12 protein-coding genes and 1 pseudogene are annotated in these 18055 nt (G+C 67.4%); 9 read left to right on the forward strand and 4 right to left on the reverse strand.

The window, feature by feature from the left end; genetic code table 11:
- The first annotated feature begins 20 nt into the window (after positions 1 to 20).
- The 4 genes from Pla133_RS01090 (at position 21) to Pla133_RS01105 (ending at position 3799) form a co-directional block, all read left to right on the forward strand.
- Positions 21 to 461, forward strand: a complete 441-nt coding sequence (locus Pla133_RS01090) for a MarR family winged helix-turn-helix transcriptional regulator (RefSeq protein WP_145061516.1) — start codon at positions 21 to 23, stop codon at positions 459 to 461.
- A gap of 71 nt (positions 462 to 532) precedes the next feature.
- On the forward strand, positions 533 to 964 hold the full coding sequence (locus Pla133_RS01095) for a DoxX family protein (RefSeq protein WP_145061517.1): 432 nt from the start codon (positions 533 to 535) through the stop codon (positions 962 to 964).
- A 19-nt stretch (positions 965 to 983) separates the two neighbouring features.
- Positions 984 to 1751: a DODA-type extradiol aromatic ring-opening family dioxygenase gene (locus Pla133_RS01100; protein ID WP_145061518.1), complete on the forward strand. Its 768-nt coding sequence runs from the start codon at positions 984 to 986 to the stop codon at positions 1749 to 1751.
- Between the two features lie 86 nt (positions 1752 to 1837).
- Entirely contained in the window at positions 1838 to 3799 is a 1962-nt protein-coding gene (locus tag Pla133_RS01105) for a hypothetical protein (RefSeq protein ID WP_145061519.1), read from the forward strand.
- A gap of 33 nt (positions 3800 to 3832) precedes the next feature.
- Here the strand turns inward: Pla133_RS01105 and Pla133_RS01115 are convergent.
- Both Pla133_RS01115 and Pla133_RS01120 read right to left on the reverse strand, forming a co-directional pair.
- Positions 3833 to 4729: pseudogene (locus tag Pla133_RS01115) on the reverse strand (ISL3 family transposase).
- Between the two features lie 36 nt (positions 4730 to 4765).
- Positions 4766 to 5110 carry a transposase family protein gene (locus Pla133_RS01120; protein WP_145061521.1) on the reverse strand — a complete coding sequence of 115 codons (345 nt, stop codon included), beginning with the start codon at positions 5108 to 5110 and terminating at the stop codon, positions 4766 to 4768.
- Between the two features lie 26 nt (positions 5111 to 5136).
- On the opposite strand from Pla133_RS01120, the gene Pla133_RS01125 reads away from it, so the two are divergent.
- The 5 genes from Pla133_RS01125 (at position 5137) to Pla133_RS01145 (ending at position 16100) form a co-directional block, all read left to right on the forward strand.
- Positions 5137 to 5772 (forward strand): transposase, encoded by a 636-nt coding sequence (locus Pla133_RS01125; protein ID WP_145061522.1) that lies wholly within the window; start codon positions 5137 to 5139, stop codon positions 5770 to 5772.
- A 7-nt stretch (positions 5773 to 5779) separates the two neighbouring features.
- Positions 5780 to 9697, forward strand: a complete 3918-nt coding sequence (locus Pla133_RS01130) for a hypothetical protein (protein WP_145061523.1) — start codon at positions 5780 to 5782, stop codon at positions 9695 to 9697.
- Positions 9698 to 10344: 647 nt separating this feature from the next.
- A complete protein-coding gene (locus tag Pla133_RS25785) occupies positions 10345 to 12741 on the forward strand; it encodes an Ig-like domain-containing protein (RefSeq protein ID WP_419192010.1) in 2397 nt (798 codons plus the stop codon).
- Positions 12742 to 12962: 221 nt separating this feature from the next.
- Positions 12963 to 14135 carry an SGNH/GDSL hydrolase family protein gene (locus Pla133_RS01140; protein WP_145061524.1) on the forward strand — a complete coding sequence of 391 codons (1173 nt, stop codon included), beginning with the start codon at positions 12963 to 12965 and terminating at the stop codon, positions 14133 to 14135.
- A gap of 168 nt (positions 14136 to 14303) precedes the next feature.
- Positions 14304 to 16100: an SLC13 family permease gene (locus Pla133_RS01145; RefSeq protein ID WP_145061525.1), complete on the forward strand. Its 1797-nt coding sequence runs from the start codon at positions 14304 to 14306 to the stop codon at positions 16098 to 16100.
- 45 nt (positions 16101 to 16145) lie between these two features.
- Here Pla133_RS01145 and Pla133_RS01150 read toward each other — a convergent pair whose 3' ends face one another.
- On the reverse strand, positions 16146 to 17072 hold the full coding sequence (locus tag Pla133_RS01150; RefSeq protein WP_145061526.1) for an aldo/keto reductase: 927 nt from the start codon (positions 17070 to 17072) through the stop codon (positions 16146 to 16148).
- A 180-nt stretch (positions 17073 to 17252) separates the two neighbouring features.
- On the reverse strand, positions 17253 to 17807 hold the full coding sequence (locus Pla133_RS01155; protein ID WP_145061527.1) for a PH domain-containing protein: 555 nt from the start codon (positions 17805 to 17807) through the stop codon (positions 17253 to 17255).
- Positions 17808 to 18055: the final 248 nt, after the last annotated feature.

Genomic DNA, 18055 nt, shown 5'->3' on the forward strand with positions numbered 1-18055 from the left:
GGTTCTCCACCGAGCCCGCCATGCCCAAGACCATCCGCAACAGCGCCGCCCGTGAGGCCTACCTCGAGCTGATCCGCGTCCAGACGCGGCTGCAGGGGGAGTTCGAGGACCTGTTCAAGGCGGCGGGGCTGACGCACACCCAGTTCAACGTGCTGCGGGTGCTGTTGACCGGTCCGGCACAGGGCCTGCCCTGTCAGCGGATCGGCGAGAGCCTGATCCACCGCGTGCCCGACGTGACGCGCCTGATCGACCGCATGGAGGCGGCCGGCCTGGTGCAGCGCTCGCGCGACAGCGAGGACCGGCGGGTGGTCCTGGTGCGGGTGACGGCCCAGGGGCGCAAGGCGGCCGAGGGGCTCTACGGAGCCGTCGACAGCCTGCACCGGGCCCAGATGCGGCCCCTGAATTCCGACCAGATCGCGACCCTGAACGAGCTCCTCGGGATGCTCGTGGATCGCGGCTGAAACGGCCCGCGGACGTTCCGTGGGCGCCTCTCGCTCAAAAACTTGTTCTAACGACTAACGGGCAAACAGACATGAACCGCGACACGCTTCGACCGACCCTCTCGACCGACCTGGCCCTGCTCGCCATGCGCCTGATGCTGGCCACCGTGTTCGTCTTCCACGGCTCCCAGAAGCTCTTCGGGCTCTTCGGTGGCTACGGCATCGAGGGCACCGCCGGCTGGATGGACAGCATCGGCATCCCCTTCCCGACCGTCTCGACCGTGCTCGTCGGCGCCACCGAGTTCATGGGTGGCCTGGCCCTGTTGACCGGCTTCGGCCAGCGCCTGATCGCGGCGCCCCTGGCCTTCGCCATGTTGGTCGGCGCGCTGACGGCCCACAGCGGCTTCGACGCGACCCAGGGTGGGATGGAGTATCCCCTGACCCTGGCGGTAGTCGTGGCCGGCCTCGGGCTCTTGGGTCCGGGGCGCTTCGCCCTGGGCACCGGGGGGAGCTCCGCGGCCTGATCCGGTGCGCCCACGAACCATGAGCAACCTCACCCCCGTCGTTTTCGTTTCCCACGGCGCGCCGAGCCTGGCCCTCGACTCCGTGATGGGCGCTGACTTCGCCCGCTGGGGCCGGGCCCTGGGCGAGCCCACCGCGATCGTGGTCGTCTCCGCCCATTGGGAGCGCTCGCCGGCCACGGTCGGAACGCTCGAGGGCCGAGGCCTGCTGTATGACTTCGGCGGCTTCGACCCCTCCCTGCGGCGGGTCGAGTACCCGGCTCCCGGTGCGCCCGAGCTCGCCGCGCGCGTGGCCGACCTGCTCGGCGGTGTCCGCAACGAGCCCACACGATCCTGGGACCACGGGGTCTGGGTGCCCCTGGTCCACATGTTCCCGGCCGCGACGGTGCCCCTATTGCAGGTCTCCCTGCCCGGCGCCGCCGGTCCGCGCGCCGTGTACGACCTCGGCCGCGCCCTCGCACCCCTGCGCCAGGAAGGCGTGCTGCTGATGGGCAGCGGCGGCATGGTCCACAACCTGGCGCGGCTGGACTGGACGCACGGCTCGCCGCCGCCGAGTTGGGCCGTGGAGTTCGACCAGTGGGCCCGCGCGGCAATCGAGGGCGGCGACCTGGAGGGCCTTCTGCACTACCGCGAGCGGGCTCCGGCCGCGGACCTGGCCCACCCCAGCGCCGAGCACTTCCTGCCCCTCCTGTTCGCCGTCGGCGCCGCCGGCCCGGGCGCTCTAGCGACCTATCCGGCCCGTGGCTTCGAGTACGGCTCCCTGGCGCGCACGTCGGTCGAGCTGGCCTGAGGGAAGTCGATCTGGCTCCAGGTGGCGATCGCCGGCGGTCGATGCCGCCCTTCGGCCCCGCCCACCCCGATCCTCCGGACCCCCCGATGTCCCACTCGACTCGCCCTGCGATCCTCGCCCTCTCGTTGCTCCTGACCGCCTGCTCGGGGAGTGACGAGCCGTCGCCGGCGGCCCCCGCGACGGCCACGACCGCCGTGAAGCTCGCTTCGAGTCCCGAAGTGGTGGTCGAGCGCTACATCGACGCGATCCAGCGCGGCGACGAGGCCGCGGCCTACGCGTGCATGACGCCTGCCGCCGCCGATGCGATCGCCTCGGACGACACCTTGGCCATGGAGAGCGCCGATCTGGAGCTCTTCGAGCTGGGTCTGGGTGAGATCGACGGAGAACGCGCCGTGGTGCCCGCGACCCTGATCGAGGGCGGCGACGAGCGCCAGATCACGGTCCTGTTGCGCGAAGTCGACGGCGCGTGGCTCGTCTACGGACTCGGCATGCCGGTGGGCGACGACTTCCTCGAGTTCGACCTCGAACGCCTGGACAACCTGTTCGAGGAGGTCGGGCAGACCTTCGTCGAGGAGATCGGCCAGGGCCTGGCGGAGGAGATGAACAAGGCCTTCGCCGAGGCGCAGTCGGCTTGGGAGCAGGGCGGGACCCTCGACGAGATCGCCCGGGCGCGCGCGGACTTCGAGGCCCTCGCCGCCGTCAGCGAAGCCGAGCACGACGCCGCCTGGCGCGTCGACGTCGCGGCCGCCGGTCGCCCGGCGCGCGAGGTCCTGATCGAGCTGCTCGCGGGCACCGGCTTGGAGCTCGACGCGGGCTCGGTGTCCGCGGCCCTCGCCGCCGAGGTCGACCTGACCCTCGCCGGCGTCTCGCGGCCCGAGGCCATCGAGCGTCTGGCCCAGGAGCTGGACCTGCACCCCCTGTGGCCCGAGACCACACAACTGGCCTGGTTCGGCGACGAGACGCCGACTCCGGCCTTGAGCTTCGCCCGCGGCCCCCGGCCCCTTCCGGCCGTGTTCGCCGGCCCCTTCCTGGTCGAGGTCTCCGAGCTGATCGAGAACTCGCCCCAGCCCACCGGGCGCCTGACCCTGACCGTGCGCGGCCTGGGCCTGGCGCCCGCCGTGCTGGCCTTCCAGACCGAGATGGCCGAGGTCCTCGCCGTCGATCAGGTCCGCAGCGCGGCGGGCGAAGCCCTGGTCGACGAGGACGTCCAGCACCTGTCGACGCCGTCGGTCCAAGGCGGCTACTTCGTCTACGCCTTCGAGCAGGACCTGACCGGCCTGCTGAGCTCGGTCGAGTCGATCGAGACGGTCACCGGCGCCGTGCGGCTGAGCCTGCCGAGCCGCATCGAGGCCGTGGCCTGGCAGCGCTCCGACGCGGAGCCGCGCGAGCTCGAGGCGGGCACCCTCAGTCTGTCCGACTGGGGCGAGACGGTCAGCTTCGAGCTGAACGGCCCGGGTGCCCAGGACCTGCGCGTGCTCAGCTCCCCCCGCCGCGCGGACGGCAGCCCGCTCGGCACGCGCTTCGCCAACGCCTGGGGCTGGGGCGAACAGATGGAGATCAGCCTCGACTGCCCCGAGGCCCCCGACACGGTCGACCTCAAGGTCTGCGGCACCACCGAGGTGCGCTACCCCTTCAGCCTGCCGCCGATCCCCCTGCGCGACTTCGCCGCCCGTCCCGCGCAGTTCGAGACCCTGAGCTTCGAGGGCCCCGCCCCGATCGCCGTCGAGTTGACCGGAGACCTCGTCTTCGAGAACGGCATGGCCGACGCGCCCCTGCGGATCACCAACCACTGCAACAAGGTCGTCGTCAGCGCCCAGGTCCTGTTCGTCTACCTGGACGCCGCCGGCCAGGAACTCGAAGACTTCACCCACAGCCTCACCGGCGAATGGGACTTCGAGTCGGTCGCCACCACCCCCCTCGCCAAGGCCGGCGCCACGGTCGACCTGACCACCAACGCCGCCTTCGCGCCCGAGCAGACGAACCGCATCCGCTTCGTCGTCCAGAGCGCCGAGTTCGACGACGGCACGGCCTGGGAAGCGGAGCGCTGAGCGCGGCGGCGAGGCCCGCGTTGCCCCCGCGGCTCACGCGGCTGCACTGACGACGCTGGCTGCGGGCCCTGGGCGACACGGCCACCCATGACGCCACCGACCCCAGCCAAGTGCCCAAACGTCCGGGCTCCATCGGCATGGCCAAACCAGGCTCTCGGCTGGCTCCGAAGACCCGACCACCTCTGTCCGACCGTTGCTCGACCGCGTTCGGACGTACTCGAGGATCCCGTGGAGATGACGCTCGACCGTCTTCGCAGCGCGCGCGAAGGCCGGGAGCCCGCTCGCCTTCGCGTCAACGATCCAGCTCTCGAGTCGTTTGCGTGCGACGTTGATCTAACGTCCACCGAGGATCGCGGCGAACGACTCCTTGAGCATGTGCCCGCGAAAGATGGTTTGGTTCGCCTGCTCGAGTTCGGCGAGGGTCTGGTGGACTGCGTCGGTCAAGTTCCATGGGCTCTTGAGGAGGGCGTATCGGGTGCCCTTGAGCGCCCGTTTCCCATCCTCCGTCTCGGCCGCACGGACCTCGGCACGGCGGGTCTCGTCGAGGGCGTCCTGGACGAGGCGCTGGACGTGGAAGCGATCGAAGATCAGACGTGCGTGCGGCACGGCTTCGGTCACGGCGGCGATGTACGCCCTGGATAGGTCGATCGTCACGCTCTCGAGCGCAGCGCAGCGTTCTTCGCCCAGATCCTCGAAAAAGCGACGAAGCGTGGCAGCGCTCTTCCCTCTGGACGACCACACCACGACACCGTGCTCATGATCGACGACGACGGTGACGTACTCGTGATGCCTGCGGTAGCTGAGCTCGTCGATCCCGATGTGCTTCAAGCCGTCGAGTCGATCGCCCAAGCCATCGAGTTTCCGCACGACGACGCGGCTGATGATGGCTCCCACCGTCCGCCAGGAGACGCGCAGGAACTTCGAGACCATCGTCTTGCTGCACTGCTGCGCGAGGAACGCCGTCCGCTACTCGAAACTGCGGGTGAAGTTGCTGCTGGGCTCGGCCCAGGACATCTGCTCGGTCTTCACACCTCGACAGGACTCGCAGTGAACTCGCCGGATCGCGTACTCGAGGTAGACCTTCATCCCGGCGATGTCCAGGTGGCGCCAGCGGCGGAGACGACGATCCTTGACCTTCCTGACGGGGCGGTCGCACTCGCCGCAGCGAGGGCGCCTACGTCCATCCGGGGCGACCTCGACGACGACCCCGAGATCCTCGAAGTGGAAGCCCGGACGATGAGGCGCTGGATGGCGAGCAGAACACGGAGTAGGGTCGTGGCGCGCATGACGGGGTCCCGGATGAGGACGTATGACACCCCGAGTCTGGCGTCCTCGTCGTGCGCATCAACCGATCACCCCTAAACTCCGCGCAACGACATCCAATCGCTGGGTTCCTCCTCGAGCGCGCCCCGGGGGCTTCCACTAAAGGTGCAGTAGAGCCCGACAAGTTCCATGTCGCGAAGTACCTCGGCGACGCCGTCGACAAGGTCAGACGAGAGGAGCAGCGCAGCCAGTTCGCTGAGGGTGATCGCTCGCTGGTAAGGACCAAGCATAGATGGCTACGCAATCCTGAGAGCATGGAGAAGGACGAGAGCACCTTCTTCGTACGGATGAAACGAATCGCTGTGCGGACATCCCGAGCGTGGGCTCTGAAGGAGCACGCCATGTTTCTCTGGCACTACTCCTCCCGCGCCCGGGCTCGGAAGGGCTGGCGAGCCCGGATCTCCTGGGCCAGACGATCTCGGCTGGAACCGATGAAGCGCGTCGCCGCGACCATCGCCAAGCACCTGGAAGGGATCATCAACGCCGTCGTCCTCGGTGCCACCAACGCCGCCTCGGAGTCGATCAACGCGCGGATCCAGCGCGTGAAGCGGATGGCCTCCGGCTTTCGCAACCGTGAACGCTTCCGCAACGCCATCTACTTCCACCTTGGCGGGCTCGACCTCGATCCCGCTACCCACACGAGATCCTGAAGCACCCATGACGAAGAGTACAGACGAAATGGCTGACCCGGAAGCCACAGGCATGGAGGCTCTCTTCTCCTCGAGGTTCCATGGAGCGGCCAACATCCGTGGAATCCGCTATCAGATCATCTACTCGGTTCTCCGTGCTCTGAATCTCAGAGAAGAGCGCAATGCTTCGGTTCGCCTAGAAGGCATCGAGGATGTCGATCTGATCGGATTCTATGCTTCAAACGAGTATGTCCAGGTGAAGAGCGCCAGCACGCCCTGGTCGTGGGCGCGACTGAAAGGGCCCGTGGAGGGATTCTTGAAGGCGCTCCGCACGAATCAGGACTGTCGCTTTCGCCTGGCTGTCAACTTCGAGCTTCAAAAGGACATCGGCCGCCTTGCTTCGCACTCGGACCTCAAGGCGCAAGAGAAGAAGCGTATTGCTAAAAAGTTTCGAAAGCTCTGCACTTCGGTCGGCGGGTCAGAGCAGGAAGCCGATGTCTTGATCGAAAGGATTTCGATTGAGTCCATCCCTATCGATCAAGTGGAGCAGGATGCGCGCGCTGCGATCACCGATGCATTCGGCCTTGGGGGAGCGGGCGTAAGCACCTACATGTACGTTCTCGTCTCTAGGTTCCTCGAGTGGGCAGGCGATCGAGAGGAGGTCTCCTGGCAACGGATCGAGCAAGTCAGAAGCGAAACCGGGGAAGCGCTAGCCAGGGAAGAGCAATTCCAGGCGTATGGCTCAACATTGATCGACTTGCCCTCCTGGGAGCCGGATGCCTTGGCGTCGGACTTCTTCGAGGCGAAGCAAACAAGGCCGGGTCACGTCGCGGCTGGACTGGACGTGAGGCGCCCAATCTGGCTTGAACGTATGGGCAAAGCGTTGGCAGCTTCGAAGGTCTGCGTCCTTCGGGCTTCTAGCGGGCAAGGAAAGTCGACTCTGCTGTATCGCTTCGCAATTGAGAACTGGCCCCGAAGGCACACGTTCATCGTGCAGTCCGCGGAGACGGAAGAGCAGGCGGGTCAAATCGTTGCCTTCGTGCGACATCGCGTAGATGTAGGCCTCCCGGTCTTCTTGTTCCTCGACAATGCAGGGTGGTCGACCCGTTGCTGGCCCACGATCGCAAGAGCCTGTTCCAGCCTCGGTGCGCCACTGCTTGTCTCAACTAGAACCGAGGACTGGCACCGATTCGCGCGAGAGACAGCAACCGTTTACGAAATCCTCGAACCGGGGCTCGCGGTGGACGAGGCAATAGCGATCCATGGTGTGTTCGGCCAACAGGGTCGACTCCACCCGAGCGTTGTATCGGCGGAGTGGGCGGTTGAAAGGACAGGCGAGCCACTGCTCCTCATTGAGTTTGTCTACCTGCTGACACACGGCCAGATGCTCGAAGACAGGCTGCGTGAGCAGATCAGGGAGATCACTAGGCAGAACGAAGATCGAGCGAAGGTGGAGGTTGTCAGGCGGGTAGCAGTCGCCAGTGTGCTGGGGGCGCCTGTACGCACGAAGGAGCTACTCTCGACGATCCCCCTGAGGGATGATCCCCAACAGGTATTGACGTCGCTATCGGAGGAGTACCTGACGATCAACGAGGGGCACCTGGTGGGCCTCCATTGGGTCAGATCCAATCACCTAGTGACAATTCTCCATGAAGGTGGGTTGTCTACTGACGATACGGTTCTGTCTGTTCTGGACGCGGTCCCTGACGAAGCGGTTCGGGACTTTGTGGCCAATGCGCTGTCGCGGGCTGATGCTGACCACAAGAAGCTTCTGGCCCATCTATCTGATGCATGCGAGGCAAGCTCGCTGTGGCGCGTACTTCGGTACGTTAGGGGAGCATTTGATGCGGGAGAACGCTCCTTCTTCGAGTCGCACCGGGGCTTGTTCTTGGAGGCGTACGATGCGCTCGGAAACGCGGGACCAATGCTCCTCAGCACGAAGGTGCTCCCGTCGCTACATCTTGACACCGTCGACAGGATGGCCGCACTACTTGGCGAGAAAGCACCCGGGTTTGAGAAGCTAAGAGAGATCGCCGCCAAGTTCACAGGCAAGCCTCGAGGAAGGGAGTACTGCAGTGCGCTCCTCACGAACGGCAAGATCAATCGCAAGGAAATCACCGAGATGTCCATTGCGGAGGTTGGGGAGCTCCTCGACTGGATAACGTTCTGCCGCTTGCAATTCGAGCAGTGGGATGAGTTTCGTCGACACGTTATAGACAGCGACCGGTTGTGGTCGCTCCCGTTTAAGGATGTTTGCCGAATCCTCCAGGGCATCTATCGCTACGACCGGAGTGCATACGAGCGGATCGTGGACGAGGCGGGGCAAGAGCTGATTGGATACCTGCAACTACATACGGACAGCATTTCAATCGAAATCGACACGGATAATGTCCTAACTTCGGTTTACATAGTCGATCCGGAGGATGCATCCGACGGAGGTAACGAGCAGGCAGTGTCCCGCCTCACCGCACTACGCACCGCACTCCCCGACTGCAGTCGTTATGACGCCCAAGGCATCTGGTTGCTACCGATGGGGCTTGAGCCGAGCGTTCGCAACTCTGACAAGCAGATTCCTCCAGAGAGCCTGCCGGCTCGCAGCGATGTCCTCAGAAACTCGGCGTGGCGTAAGACGGTTGAAGGCGCATTCCTGCCAGACAGCTTTTATGTCTTTCAACAGCGCTGGTCGTATCTCAGGCGAGAATCGCTCCGGTTCTTATCTGTGATCGTCTCAGGCCTTGAGCGGGCGCTCACAGGTCGGCCCGAAGACGCCACGGGACTCGAGGGAGGCGCCCTCTCAGCCCGGGTAGTTAGGGGCCTATCACGCCTGCCGGATCCTCCACCTCAAGCTCCGGCCTCCATTGGGACCGCTGTGGGCGAGGGGCCGCGAAAGTGGGCAGCGTCTCTGCAGAACTTCACCTCTCAGGTGGGAACGTTCACCAACAACCCGACGAAGAAGGAGATTGGACGGCTAGCAGCGCACAACTTCCGCGACGCGATGGAACACCTACCTGCGATGCAGGCAGCCTTTGATCAAGTATTTGCGATCTCGCCTGACTACTTCGATGCAAGGGAATTGAATCACGAAGAGAGCCGTATCTACGGGCTCATGGAAGAACTCCTTGACCCATGGCTGCTAGACCCCCTCACCGTCGCTCAGCGTGATATCTATAAGTACGTCCGGCGAAAGCGTGCAGACTCTCTGCGTAGCGAGTTGAGCAAGCTGAAAGAGGCGGTCGGTGCTCTGCCGCAGGAGGGAATCGAGGTTACTTTGCCCTCGAAGTTCTGCTGTCGGCACCCGCTTGTCTACGTTCCGCTTGGGTTCAGCGTAGCTGAGCCCCTTGCGATGGAGGCTGAGCTGGAAGCCGTCCTTCAAAGGCTGATCGGGGTCAGCGACCTTGGGGACTTCTTCTGTCTTTTACCTCTGGTCGACGGGAATCGGTTCCTTGCAGAGGGCTTCGTTCTTCCGACGTCGGATCTACCGGATATCGCTGCCGGTAGCTTTGACCGTTGGGAGATCTTGGTGCCACGTGAGCTTCCAGTGGGGGTGCTGGAGTGTCTTCCCGTGTTGGACGTCGTTCCCGACCCCCGCGTTCAGTTTCGGGATTCCAGCATAGGGTTGATCTGCTCAATCGAAGTTGCTTGTAGGTATGCCGAGCTTGTTGACGGCATTGGAGACACAACTGAAGCAGAGCGGGAGCTTCGGGAGCGGCATCTGCAACGAGTTTTCAGCCACAGAGACGCAGCCAAGACGTCGGCGAGATCCACAAAGGAGATGTTGATTTCCGGGCCTTTGTCGGAGTCTTCGCCCGCTTACCGGGATCTCATCGCTCAGCTAGATCTGATCGCGGACGGATCCTGGAGCGACGCAGAACGACTACTGGACGACGCTGGGGAGTCATTCGCACAACTAGTCAAGGCAGCCCTTGACGAGTCGCCCCGTCAATAGGGGCTGACCCTGGCATCCCATTGGCGCCCAGCTCATCGCGTTCCGAAGTCACGACGAGGCTGCTGGTTGTGCCTATAGCGTCGCGGGCTTGACAGCCGCAGCGCTGGGGGCTTCAGGATCTCGTGTGGGTGTCACAGACCGGGGTATCAGGACCACCACGAGTTCGGCCATCCGGGACCACCCGCGGTTCGGCCAAGCAGGACAGAGGTGGTCGGATCTTCGGAGCCAGCTGAGGGCCGGGATTAGCTATGCCGAGGATGCCCGGAGGCTTGGGGACTTGGCTTGGGTCGGTGGGGTCGTGATTGTCGTTGTACTGACAGCGTGCGGAGGCGGTAGGCGGGATCGGGTCCGCGGCTCTGCAACCACCCACGACCCAACCAGCTAGTCCAACCCCCGTTCCCAAGCCTCCCGACGTCCTCGGCATGGCAGATCCAGGCCCTCAGCTGGCTCCGAAGACCCGACCACCTCTCACGGCCGCTCCGGGATCAGGCGACTCCAGGGTCCCGTGGTTGGATTCTTACATGGCCCGGAGGGGTCCCCGCGGGCCTGTCGGCCCTCCCCGGCCCGCCTAACAGCGTTGTCATCTGCGTCCGGCGGGGGCGGCCTACGGTCGAGCACGGTCCACATCTCCCTACCTGGAGGTCCCCGTGTCTCTTTCGATCCCCCGCACGCTCGCTCAGCGCACGGCCGGCGGCCTGACGGTCGCCGCCCTCGGCGCTTTCGGCGTCTACCTGGCTGCCGGCCCCGCGTCCTCTTCCCCGCCCGCCCCCCCGGCCCCCGCCCAAGCCGGCGGCCCCAATCGGATCGTCGCCTGGAACGACCTGGGGATGCACTGCATCGACCCGGACTTCTCGGTCTTCGTGATCCTGCCGCCCTACAACAACATCCACACCCAGCTGATGTCCGGCGGCCAGCTCGTGACCAGCGGCATCGGCATCTCGATCACCTACGAGGCCATCGCCGACCCCCAGGGTTCGATCAACAGCACGTCGATCGGCAAGACGAACTTCTGGGACTACGAAGAGGCCGTCTTCGGCGTCGACCTGCCCCTGGACGAGGGCCTCGCGGGCTACTCGATGCCCGGGCCGAACAACGTGCCCCAGGGCATGGACTACGACCCGACCTGGGAGTGGCACGCGGCCGAGGGCATTCCGCTCACGCCCTTCGACGACGCGGGCCAGAAGAACCCCTACCCGCTGTTCCGGATCGTCGCGCGCAACACCCAGGGCCAGGTGTTGGCCTCGACGGTGACGACGGTGCCCAACTCCGAAGAGCTGAGCTGCAACCAGTGCCACGCTTCGGCCGCCAATCCCCTGGCGCGGCCCGCCGCGGGCTGGGCCTACGATCCTGACCCGCTGGTCGACGATCGCCTGAACATCATCGCCCTGCACGACGACCTGAACGCCGCCAGCGCGCTGTTCCAGTCCGCTTCGGCGGCGGTCGGCTACGACCCGGGCGGACTGCAGGCGACCTTGGCCGGGGGCACGCCGATCCTGTGTGCCTCCTGCCACGGGTCGAACGCCCTGCCCGGCACCGGCGTCGCGGGCATCACGCCCATGACCCAGGCCATGCACAACGGGCACGCCAGCGTGATGACACCTGATAGCGTGACCCTGAACGAGGTCGTCAAGCGCGACGCCTGCTACAGCTGTCACCCGGGCTTCGAGACCCAGTGTCTGCGCGGCGCGATGGGCAAGGCGGTCGGCGACGACGCCGACTTCCGCATGTCCTGCCAGAGTTGCCACGGCTCGATGGAGCTGGTCGGTGACCCCGATCGCATCGGCTGGTTCGAAGAGCCCAACTGCCAGCAGTGCCACTCGGGCACCGCGACGGACAACCTGGGCGAGATTCGCTTCGACTCGGTCTTCGACGCCATGGGCAATGTCCACGTGCCGACGAACCAGACCTTCGCGACGACGCCCGACACGCCCGCGGAAGGCTTCTCGCTGTACCGCTTCTCGACCGGCCACGGTGGGCTGCAGTGCTCGGCGTGCCACGGTTCGCCGCACGCGATCTTCCCGACGTCGGAGGCCAACGACGACATCCAGCCGACCCTGATCCAGGGCCACGGTGGGACGATCAACGAGTGCTCGTCGTGCCACGCCAGCCTGGAGGACAACCAGTTGGTCGGTCCCCACGGGATGCACCCCGCGACCGCCAGTTGGGCCAATGGCAAGCACGGCGACATCGTCGAGCAGCAGGGCTCGTCGTCCTGCAAGGCTTGTCACGGCGCGGACTCGCGTAGCACGGTGCTCTCGCAGACCCATGCCCCGCGTAGCTTCAACACCAAGTTCGGGCCGATCTCGTACTTCGACGGCGCCAACGTGACCTGCTACGGCTGCCACAACGGCCCGAACAGCGAATCCACCAACAACAACCACGCGCCCGTGGTTCCCAACCTGAACGCCGCCGGACCCACGGACCAGCCGATCACGATCGCGCTGGGAGGTTCGGATGCCGACGGGGACTCCCTGGTCGGTCGCATCGTCGACCAGCCCGACGGTGGCAAGGTCGGCCTGATCGGAACCACGGCGACCTTCATCGCCGACAAGGGCTTCCAGGGCATCACGTCGTTCACCTACGCGGCCTTCGACGGCGACGAGGACTCGAACCTCGGCACCGTCACGGTGCAGGTCGGCGCGCCGGCCTGTGCGGGCGTGATCGAGCTCGAGGGCTTCGGTTGCCCGGGTAGCGGCGGGTTCATGCCGTACCTGCAGGCGAGCGGCTGCCCGACGCCGGGCGGCTCGGTGGACCTGACCCTGTCGAACGCCGTCGGTGGCGGGCAGACCCTGTTCGCGATCGGAACCGGCCTCGGCATCTCCGAGCTGATCCCCGGTTGCATCCTGCGTACCGACCCGCTGCTGCTGCTCTCGTCGGCCTTCGGGCTCGGCGGGGCGGCGCCCGGCGACGGCTCGCTGCAGGTGACCCTGCCCTTCGGCCCGGCCGCGCCGGTCGCGACCTGGACGATCCAGGCCTGGGTCATCGACCCGGGGGCCCCGGGCTTCCTGTCGAGCTCCAACGCCGTGGTCCTGGACGTGCAGTAGGGCCGGTGGCCGGCCGCGGGAGCTGTAGGGCAGCCCGCGGCCGGCGCCGATCCCGCCTCGAGCGGTTGGCCTCGCGGCCCGCCGCGGCGCAGGTCCCGATGGGGCCACGCCGCCGCGGGCCGCGCTCGCTCAGGGCCTCGGCCCGCGCGCGGGGGGTGTGCTAGCCTTCGGCCCGGGAGGATGCCTACCGTCCGTTCGGGGCTCTCGTGAACTCTCCTTCCATGTCCAACAGCCCCGCTCGAGGAGCGGTCGGCGGCCCCGGTCGCCTGAGTCGATGGTGCCTGCGGGCAGTGCTCGTCGCCGTCTCCACGGCGGCCGGCCTGGTCGCCGTGGAGGCCTCCGCGCGCCAGATCGGCGCGCCCCCGACCCAGCTCGCGGGCCCGGACAAGACCCTGTGCCGCCCGCTCAAGGACCGCAGTGGCCTGCGCTACGAGCTGGTCCCCGCCCAACGCGCCAAGCAGGTGCTCTCCGCCTGGGGCGATCGGCCCCAGTCGACGGTGACCTACTCGGTCAACCGCTACGGCTACCGCGGCCAGGCCGTGGCGCAGCCCAAGCCCGAAGGCGAGTTTCGCATCGTGGTCATCGGCGACTCCTTCGTCTTCGGGTCGCTGGTGGACGACGACGACACCCTGCCGCAGCAGCTGGAGTGGGAGCTGGCCCGGCGTCTGGGCCACGAGCGCGTGCGCGTGGTCAACCTGGGCGTGCCCGGCTATCAGATCCGGCAGGTGCGCGAGACCCTCGAGCGGCGCACCCTGCAGCTCGAGCCGGACCTGGTCCTGATGAACCTGTTCGTCAACGACGCGGTCGACACGCCCGTCACCTACAAGGGCGAGGTCGAGGACACGGATCCGCTGCCCGAGATCCCCGAGCTGAACTGGATCGTGCGGCTGGGCCTGACCGGCGGGCAGTGGGGCGCAGAGGGCCGCACCGTCCAGGAGCGGCTGACCGGATGGTTGCGCCAGCGCTCGGTGGTGGTCGACACCCTGGCCAATCGCCTCTACCAGTCGCTGTTCGAGAGCGGGAACATCAAGCAGCACCAGCACCGCTGGCGCGAGGGCGGCGACGGCTACGGGCGCGTGCTGGCGACCATCGACCGCGGACGCGAGCTTGGCGACCAGACGGGCTTCGAGTTCCACGTCAGCATGTACCCGATCCTCGCGCACCTGGACGACTACCCCATGGCGGAGCTGCACGAGCGGCTGCGCGGCGCCTGCGAGGCGCGTGGCCTGCGCTTCCACGACTTCCTGCCGACGCTCGTGCCCTACGCGCCGCAGACACTGTGGGCTCACGAGCAGGACCACCATCCCAGCGGCTTCTGCCACGGGCTCACGGCGCGGCAGCTGGCGGACGAGCTCGCGCCGAGGATCGAGGCGCGGCTGGCCGGCGAGGGCTGAACTCGGGCGCGACGCGCGTCGCCGATCGCGCGCCGCGACCGGTGGTGGGCGGATTCGCGGGACTCAGGGTCTCGACGCGGCGGGTCCCCCGCCAACGGGGCGAGCCAAAAGGCTACTCTCCCGCGCTGTGAGGCCAGACCGCCCCGACCGCGCGCAGCCGATCGCGCCATGACCAGCGACGTCGCGCTCCTGCTGGGAGTCCTCGCGCTCACGATCTTCCTGATCGTGAGTGAACGCCTGCGGGTCGACGTGGTCGCCATGCTGGTGATGGTCACCCTGCCGTGGCTCGGGCTGCTCGAGCCCGAACAGGCCTTCAGCGGCTTCTCCCGCGGAGCGGTGGTCTCGATCATCGCGGTCATGATCATGGGCCACGGCCTGGAGCGGACCGGGATGACCAGCCTGCTCGCCGGCCCGATCCTGGACCTGGGCGGCCGCAGTCCGCGCCGGCTCCTCGCCACGCTCCTCGCCTCGATCAGTGGTGTGAGTGCGTTCATGCAGAACATCGGCGCGGCGGCCCTGTTCCTGCCGGTCGGGGTCCGCATCGGCCGCGAGGGCGCCCTGCGCACCAGCCAGCTGCTGATGCCCATGGGCTTCGCCGCGATCCTCGGCGGGACCCTGTCGATGGTCGGCTCGAGCCCGCTGATCGTCGTCAACGACCTGGTCTCGGCCAACGGTCTGGAGCGCTTCGACCTGTTCGCGGTGACGCCCATCGGTCTGGCGCTGGTGGTCGCCGGCATCGCCTTCTTCGTCGCCTTCGGCAGCGGCGTGCTGCCCGAGCGGGTGGACGCGGCCGAAGCTCGGGCACACCCGGCGCGCAGCGACGTGCTCGCCTCCTGGTCGCTGCTGGACCACGTCGAGGAGGCGATGGTGCCGGCCGACAGCTCCCTGGTGGGGCTCACGCGCAAAGAGGCGTCGCTGCTGTCGCGCTTCGGCGTGCACGTCCTGGCGGTGCGCCAGCTCGGCCGCACCGTCTTCGCGCCCGACCTGCAGACGGTCTTCGCCGCCGGTCAGCGCCTGGCCCTGATGGGCAGGCCGGCGGACATCGAGCGGATGGTCCAGGAGTGCGGCGTGCGTCCGAGGCGACACGTAGAGCGCTTCCCCGAGCTGCGCCGGAGCGACCGCGCGGGGCTCGCGGAGCTGCTCGTGGCGCCGCGTTCGGAGCTGGTCGGCAAGTCCGTGCGCGAGATCGGCATGCGCCGCAACTGGGGCGTCGAGCCCCTCTCGCTCCTGGCAGGTGGACAGAAGCTCGACCGGGACTTCGGGCAACGGCCGCTCGAGGCCGGGGATCTGCTCCTGGTCCAAGGACCCGCGCGACGGATCCGCGAGGTCCAGGAGCAGCGCGGGTTCGTGCTGCTCACGCCCCTGGGCGATGAGAGCGTCGACCATGGGCGGGGGCGGCGGGCGATCGTCTGCTTCGTGGGCGCGATCGCGCTCGGCCTGGCCGGGGTCTCGCTCCCGGTGGCCCTGTTCACCGGCGCCGTGGCGACGATCGTGCTCGGCGTCGTGACGGTCGACCAGGCCTACCAGGCCGTGAGCTGGCGGACCGTGTTCTTGCTGGCCGGGCTGATTCCCCTGGGCATCGCGATGCGCTCGACCGGTGCCGCCGACTACCTGGCCGGGCTGATGTTCCACGGCCTCGAGGGCGCGCCCGTGCTCATGGTCCTGGGCGCCGTGGCCCTCTTGGCCAGCGTCCTGTCGCTGTTCATGTCCAGTGTCGCCGCGACGATCGTCGTCGCGCCCCTGGCCATGAACCTGGGCGTGCTGTGCGGCATCGATCAACGTGCGATGGCCCTCTTGGTCGGCATCTGCGCCCAGAACTCGTTCCTGCTCCCGACCCACCAGGTCAACGCGCTGCTGATGGCCCCGGGCGGCTACCGCAACTCGGACTACCTCCGCGCGGGCGGCGCGCTGACGGTGCTGTTCCTGCCGATCGCGGTGGGCGGTGTGTGGCTGCTGTGGACTTGACGGCGACCGGGCGCCGGCGTTGCCGAGGCACGCCGGCGCCGCGATTCAGCCCATGACGTCCGCGATGGCCCGCTCGCGCCAGGCGGCGTCCGGCAGGGGGCCCACGCCGGCGGCCATGTTGTCGAGCAGGTGGTGGGGCTTGGACGTCGCGGGGATCGGGCAGGTCACCGCCGGGTGGCCGAGCAGGAACTTCAGGAAGACCTGGGCCCAACTGCGGCAACCGAGCTCGGTGGCCCAGTCCGGGACCGCGCGCTCGCCGACCTTCTCGAACAGGCCGCCGCGCTGGAACGGGCGCATGACCAGCACCGCGACCCCGTGGTCGAGGGCGGCGGGCAGCACCCGCGCCTCCACCTCGCGCTCGGCCAGGGAATAGGGGATCTGCACGAAGTCGATCTCGCCCCCGGCGATCAGCTTCTCGACCTGCTCGAAGTCGCGCATCTCGGTCACGCCGATGTAGCGCACGCGGCCCGATGCCTTCCACTCGCGCAGGGTCGCGAGCTGGACCTCGAGGTCGACCAGGTTGTGGACCTGCAGGAGGTCGAAGCGCTCCGTGCCCATGCGCTGCTCGGAGGTCTCCATCTGTTCGATCCCCGCCTCGCGCCCCTTGTCGGTCCAGACCTTGGTGGCGTGGAAGGCGTCGTCGCGACCCACGCGGCGCAAGAGCTCGCCGACGACCGACTCGGCCTGGCCGTACATGGGCGAGGAGTCGATCAGGCTGCCGCCCAGGTCGAGGAAGTCGCCCATGACCGTGACCAAGTCGGCGCTGACCGTGGCCGGGTCGACGTCGAAGGTGCGCGAGGTGCCCAGGCCGATCATCGGCAAGAGCTCGCCGCTGCGCGGGATGCGCTTGCGGCGGATCGCGACGCGGGTCGCGCTGGCTTCTTGGGCCCCGCGGCTCGAAGCGGCCAGGGCGGGCACGGCGATGGCCCCCGCGGCGAGGCCCCCCAACAGTCGTCGGCGATCGGTGTTCATGGGCGGAGGCTATCCGGCCGGGGCGACTTTGCGCGCGCTCGTCCTCGTCCGCCGAAGTCCGCCGCGCGGCGCGGGGACTCCCCGTGCCCTCTCCACGTGCGCCGTGCACCCGGCCGGGAGCCCAGACGCCGACCGGGTCTTGTTGCGGCGAGTCCCGTCCGAGCCGCGGGCGAGCTCCGCTCAGGCGCGGTCGGCCAAGCGCTGGTCGATGCGGACGAGGATGTCGCGGATCTCGTCCAGGGTCCCGCTCTCCCGCATGGGGACCGCAGGGACCGCGGCCGCGCGCTCGCTCGAATCGTCGCGCAGGGTCACGCGATCGCGCTGTTCCAGGACGCGATCGCGAAACTCCTCGGCATTGGCGACGCCGGGCAGGACCGCCTGTCCCGTGGCCGCGCCCTGCCCACCCCCGGCGGTCTCGATCGTCAGGCTGCACAGGCCCAGGTAGCGCAGGATCGGCCCTTCGTTCAGGGCCAGGTCCGTGATCTTGTCGAGCGGGATGCTCTTCTGGACCTTGAACAGCACCCCGCGTCGAACCTTGAGCGTGCGCGGCGTCAGCTCGCAGACCAAGTTCTTGTACTGCTGCTGGTGAATGCCCCGCCCCAGGATCAGCCAGAAGGGAATCAGCGGGATCATGACGAAGCTGAAGAGCATCCCGGCCAGCGCCTGCAGCATGAAGTAGCGCGGCAGGCGCGGGTCGAACTCGGCTCGGGCGAGGATCACGTCGTTCTGGGCCATGGCCTGATCCTAGTGTCCTGGATCAGAAATTCGGCGTCACTGCCCGGAGGTCCGATCGATGCTGGCTAGGCGCGTCGACGACGCGTATCCGCTGCGATACTCGGAGGAGGCGCTGGTGACGCCAGCGGCGATCGGAGCCCGGGAAGTGACGCCGAATTTCCGATCCAGGACACTAGCCCGCTTCGATCACCAGGATCCGTGGCCAGTGCGTCCAACTCGTCCGCTTCACGCCAACACAGGTGTCCGCG

The organism is Engelhardtia mirabilis (genome assembly GCF_007748095.1).
In the GTDB taxonomy this organism is placed as follows: Bacteria; Planctomycetota; UBA1135; order UBA1135.

Bases quoted from the DNA above. Each gene is read 5' to 3' on its own strand.
- Pla133_RS01090 (WP_145061516.1), top strand. From the start codon at position 21: ATGCCCAAGACCATCCGCAACAGCGCCGCCCGTGAGGCCTACCTCGAG.
- Pla133_RS01095 (WP_145061517.1), top strand. From the start codon at position 533: ATGAACCGCGACACGCTTCGACCGACCCTCTCGACCGACCTGGCCCTG.
- Pla133_RS01100 (WP_145061518.1), top strand. From the start codon at position 984: ATGAGCAACCTCACCCCCGTCGTTTTCGTTTCCCACGGCGCGCCGAGC.
- Pla133_RS01105 (WP_145061519.1), top strand. From the start codon at position 1,838: ATGTCCCACTCGACTCGCCCTGCGATCCTCGCCCTCTCGTTGCTCCTG.
- Pla133_RS01130 (WP_145061523.1), top strand. From the start codon at position 5,780: ATGACGAAGAGTACAGACGAAATGGCTGACCCGGAAGCCACAGGCATG.
- Pla133_RS01140 (WP_145061524.1), top strand. From the start codon at position 12,963: ATGTCCAACAGCCCCGCTCGAGGAGCGGTCGGCGGCCCCGGTCGCCTG.
- Pla133_RS01145 (WP_145061525.1), top strand. From the start codon at position 14,304: ATGACCAGCGACGTCGCGCTCCTGCTGGGAGTCCTCGCGCTCACGATC.
- Pla133_RS01150 (WP_145061526.1), bottom strand. From the start codon at position 17,072: ATGAACACCGATCGCCGACGACTGTTGGGGGGCCTCGCCGCGGGGGCC.
- Pla133_RS01155 (WP_145061527.1), bottom strand. From the start codon at position 17,807: ATGGCCCAGAACGACGTGATCCTCGCCCGAGCCGAGTTCGACCCGCGC.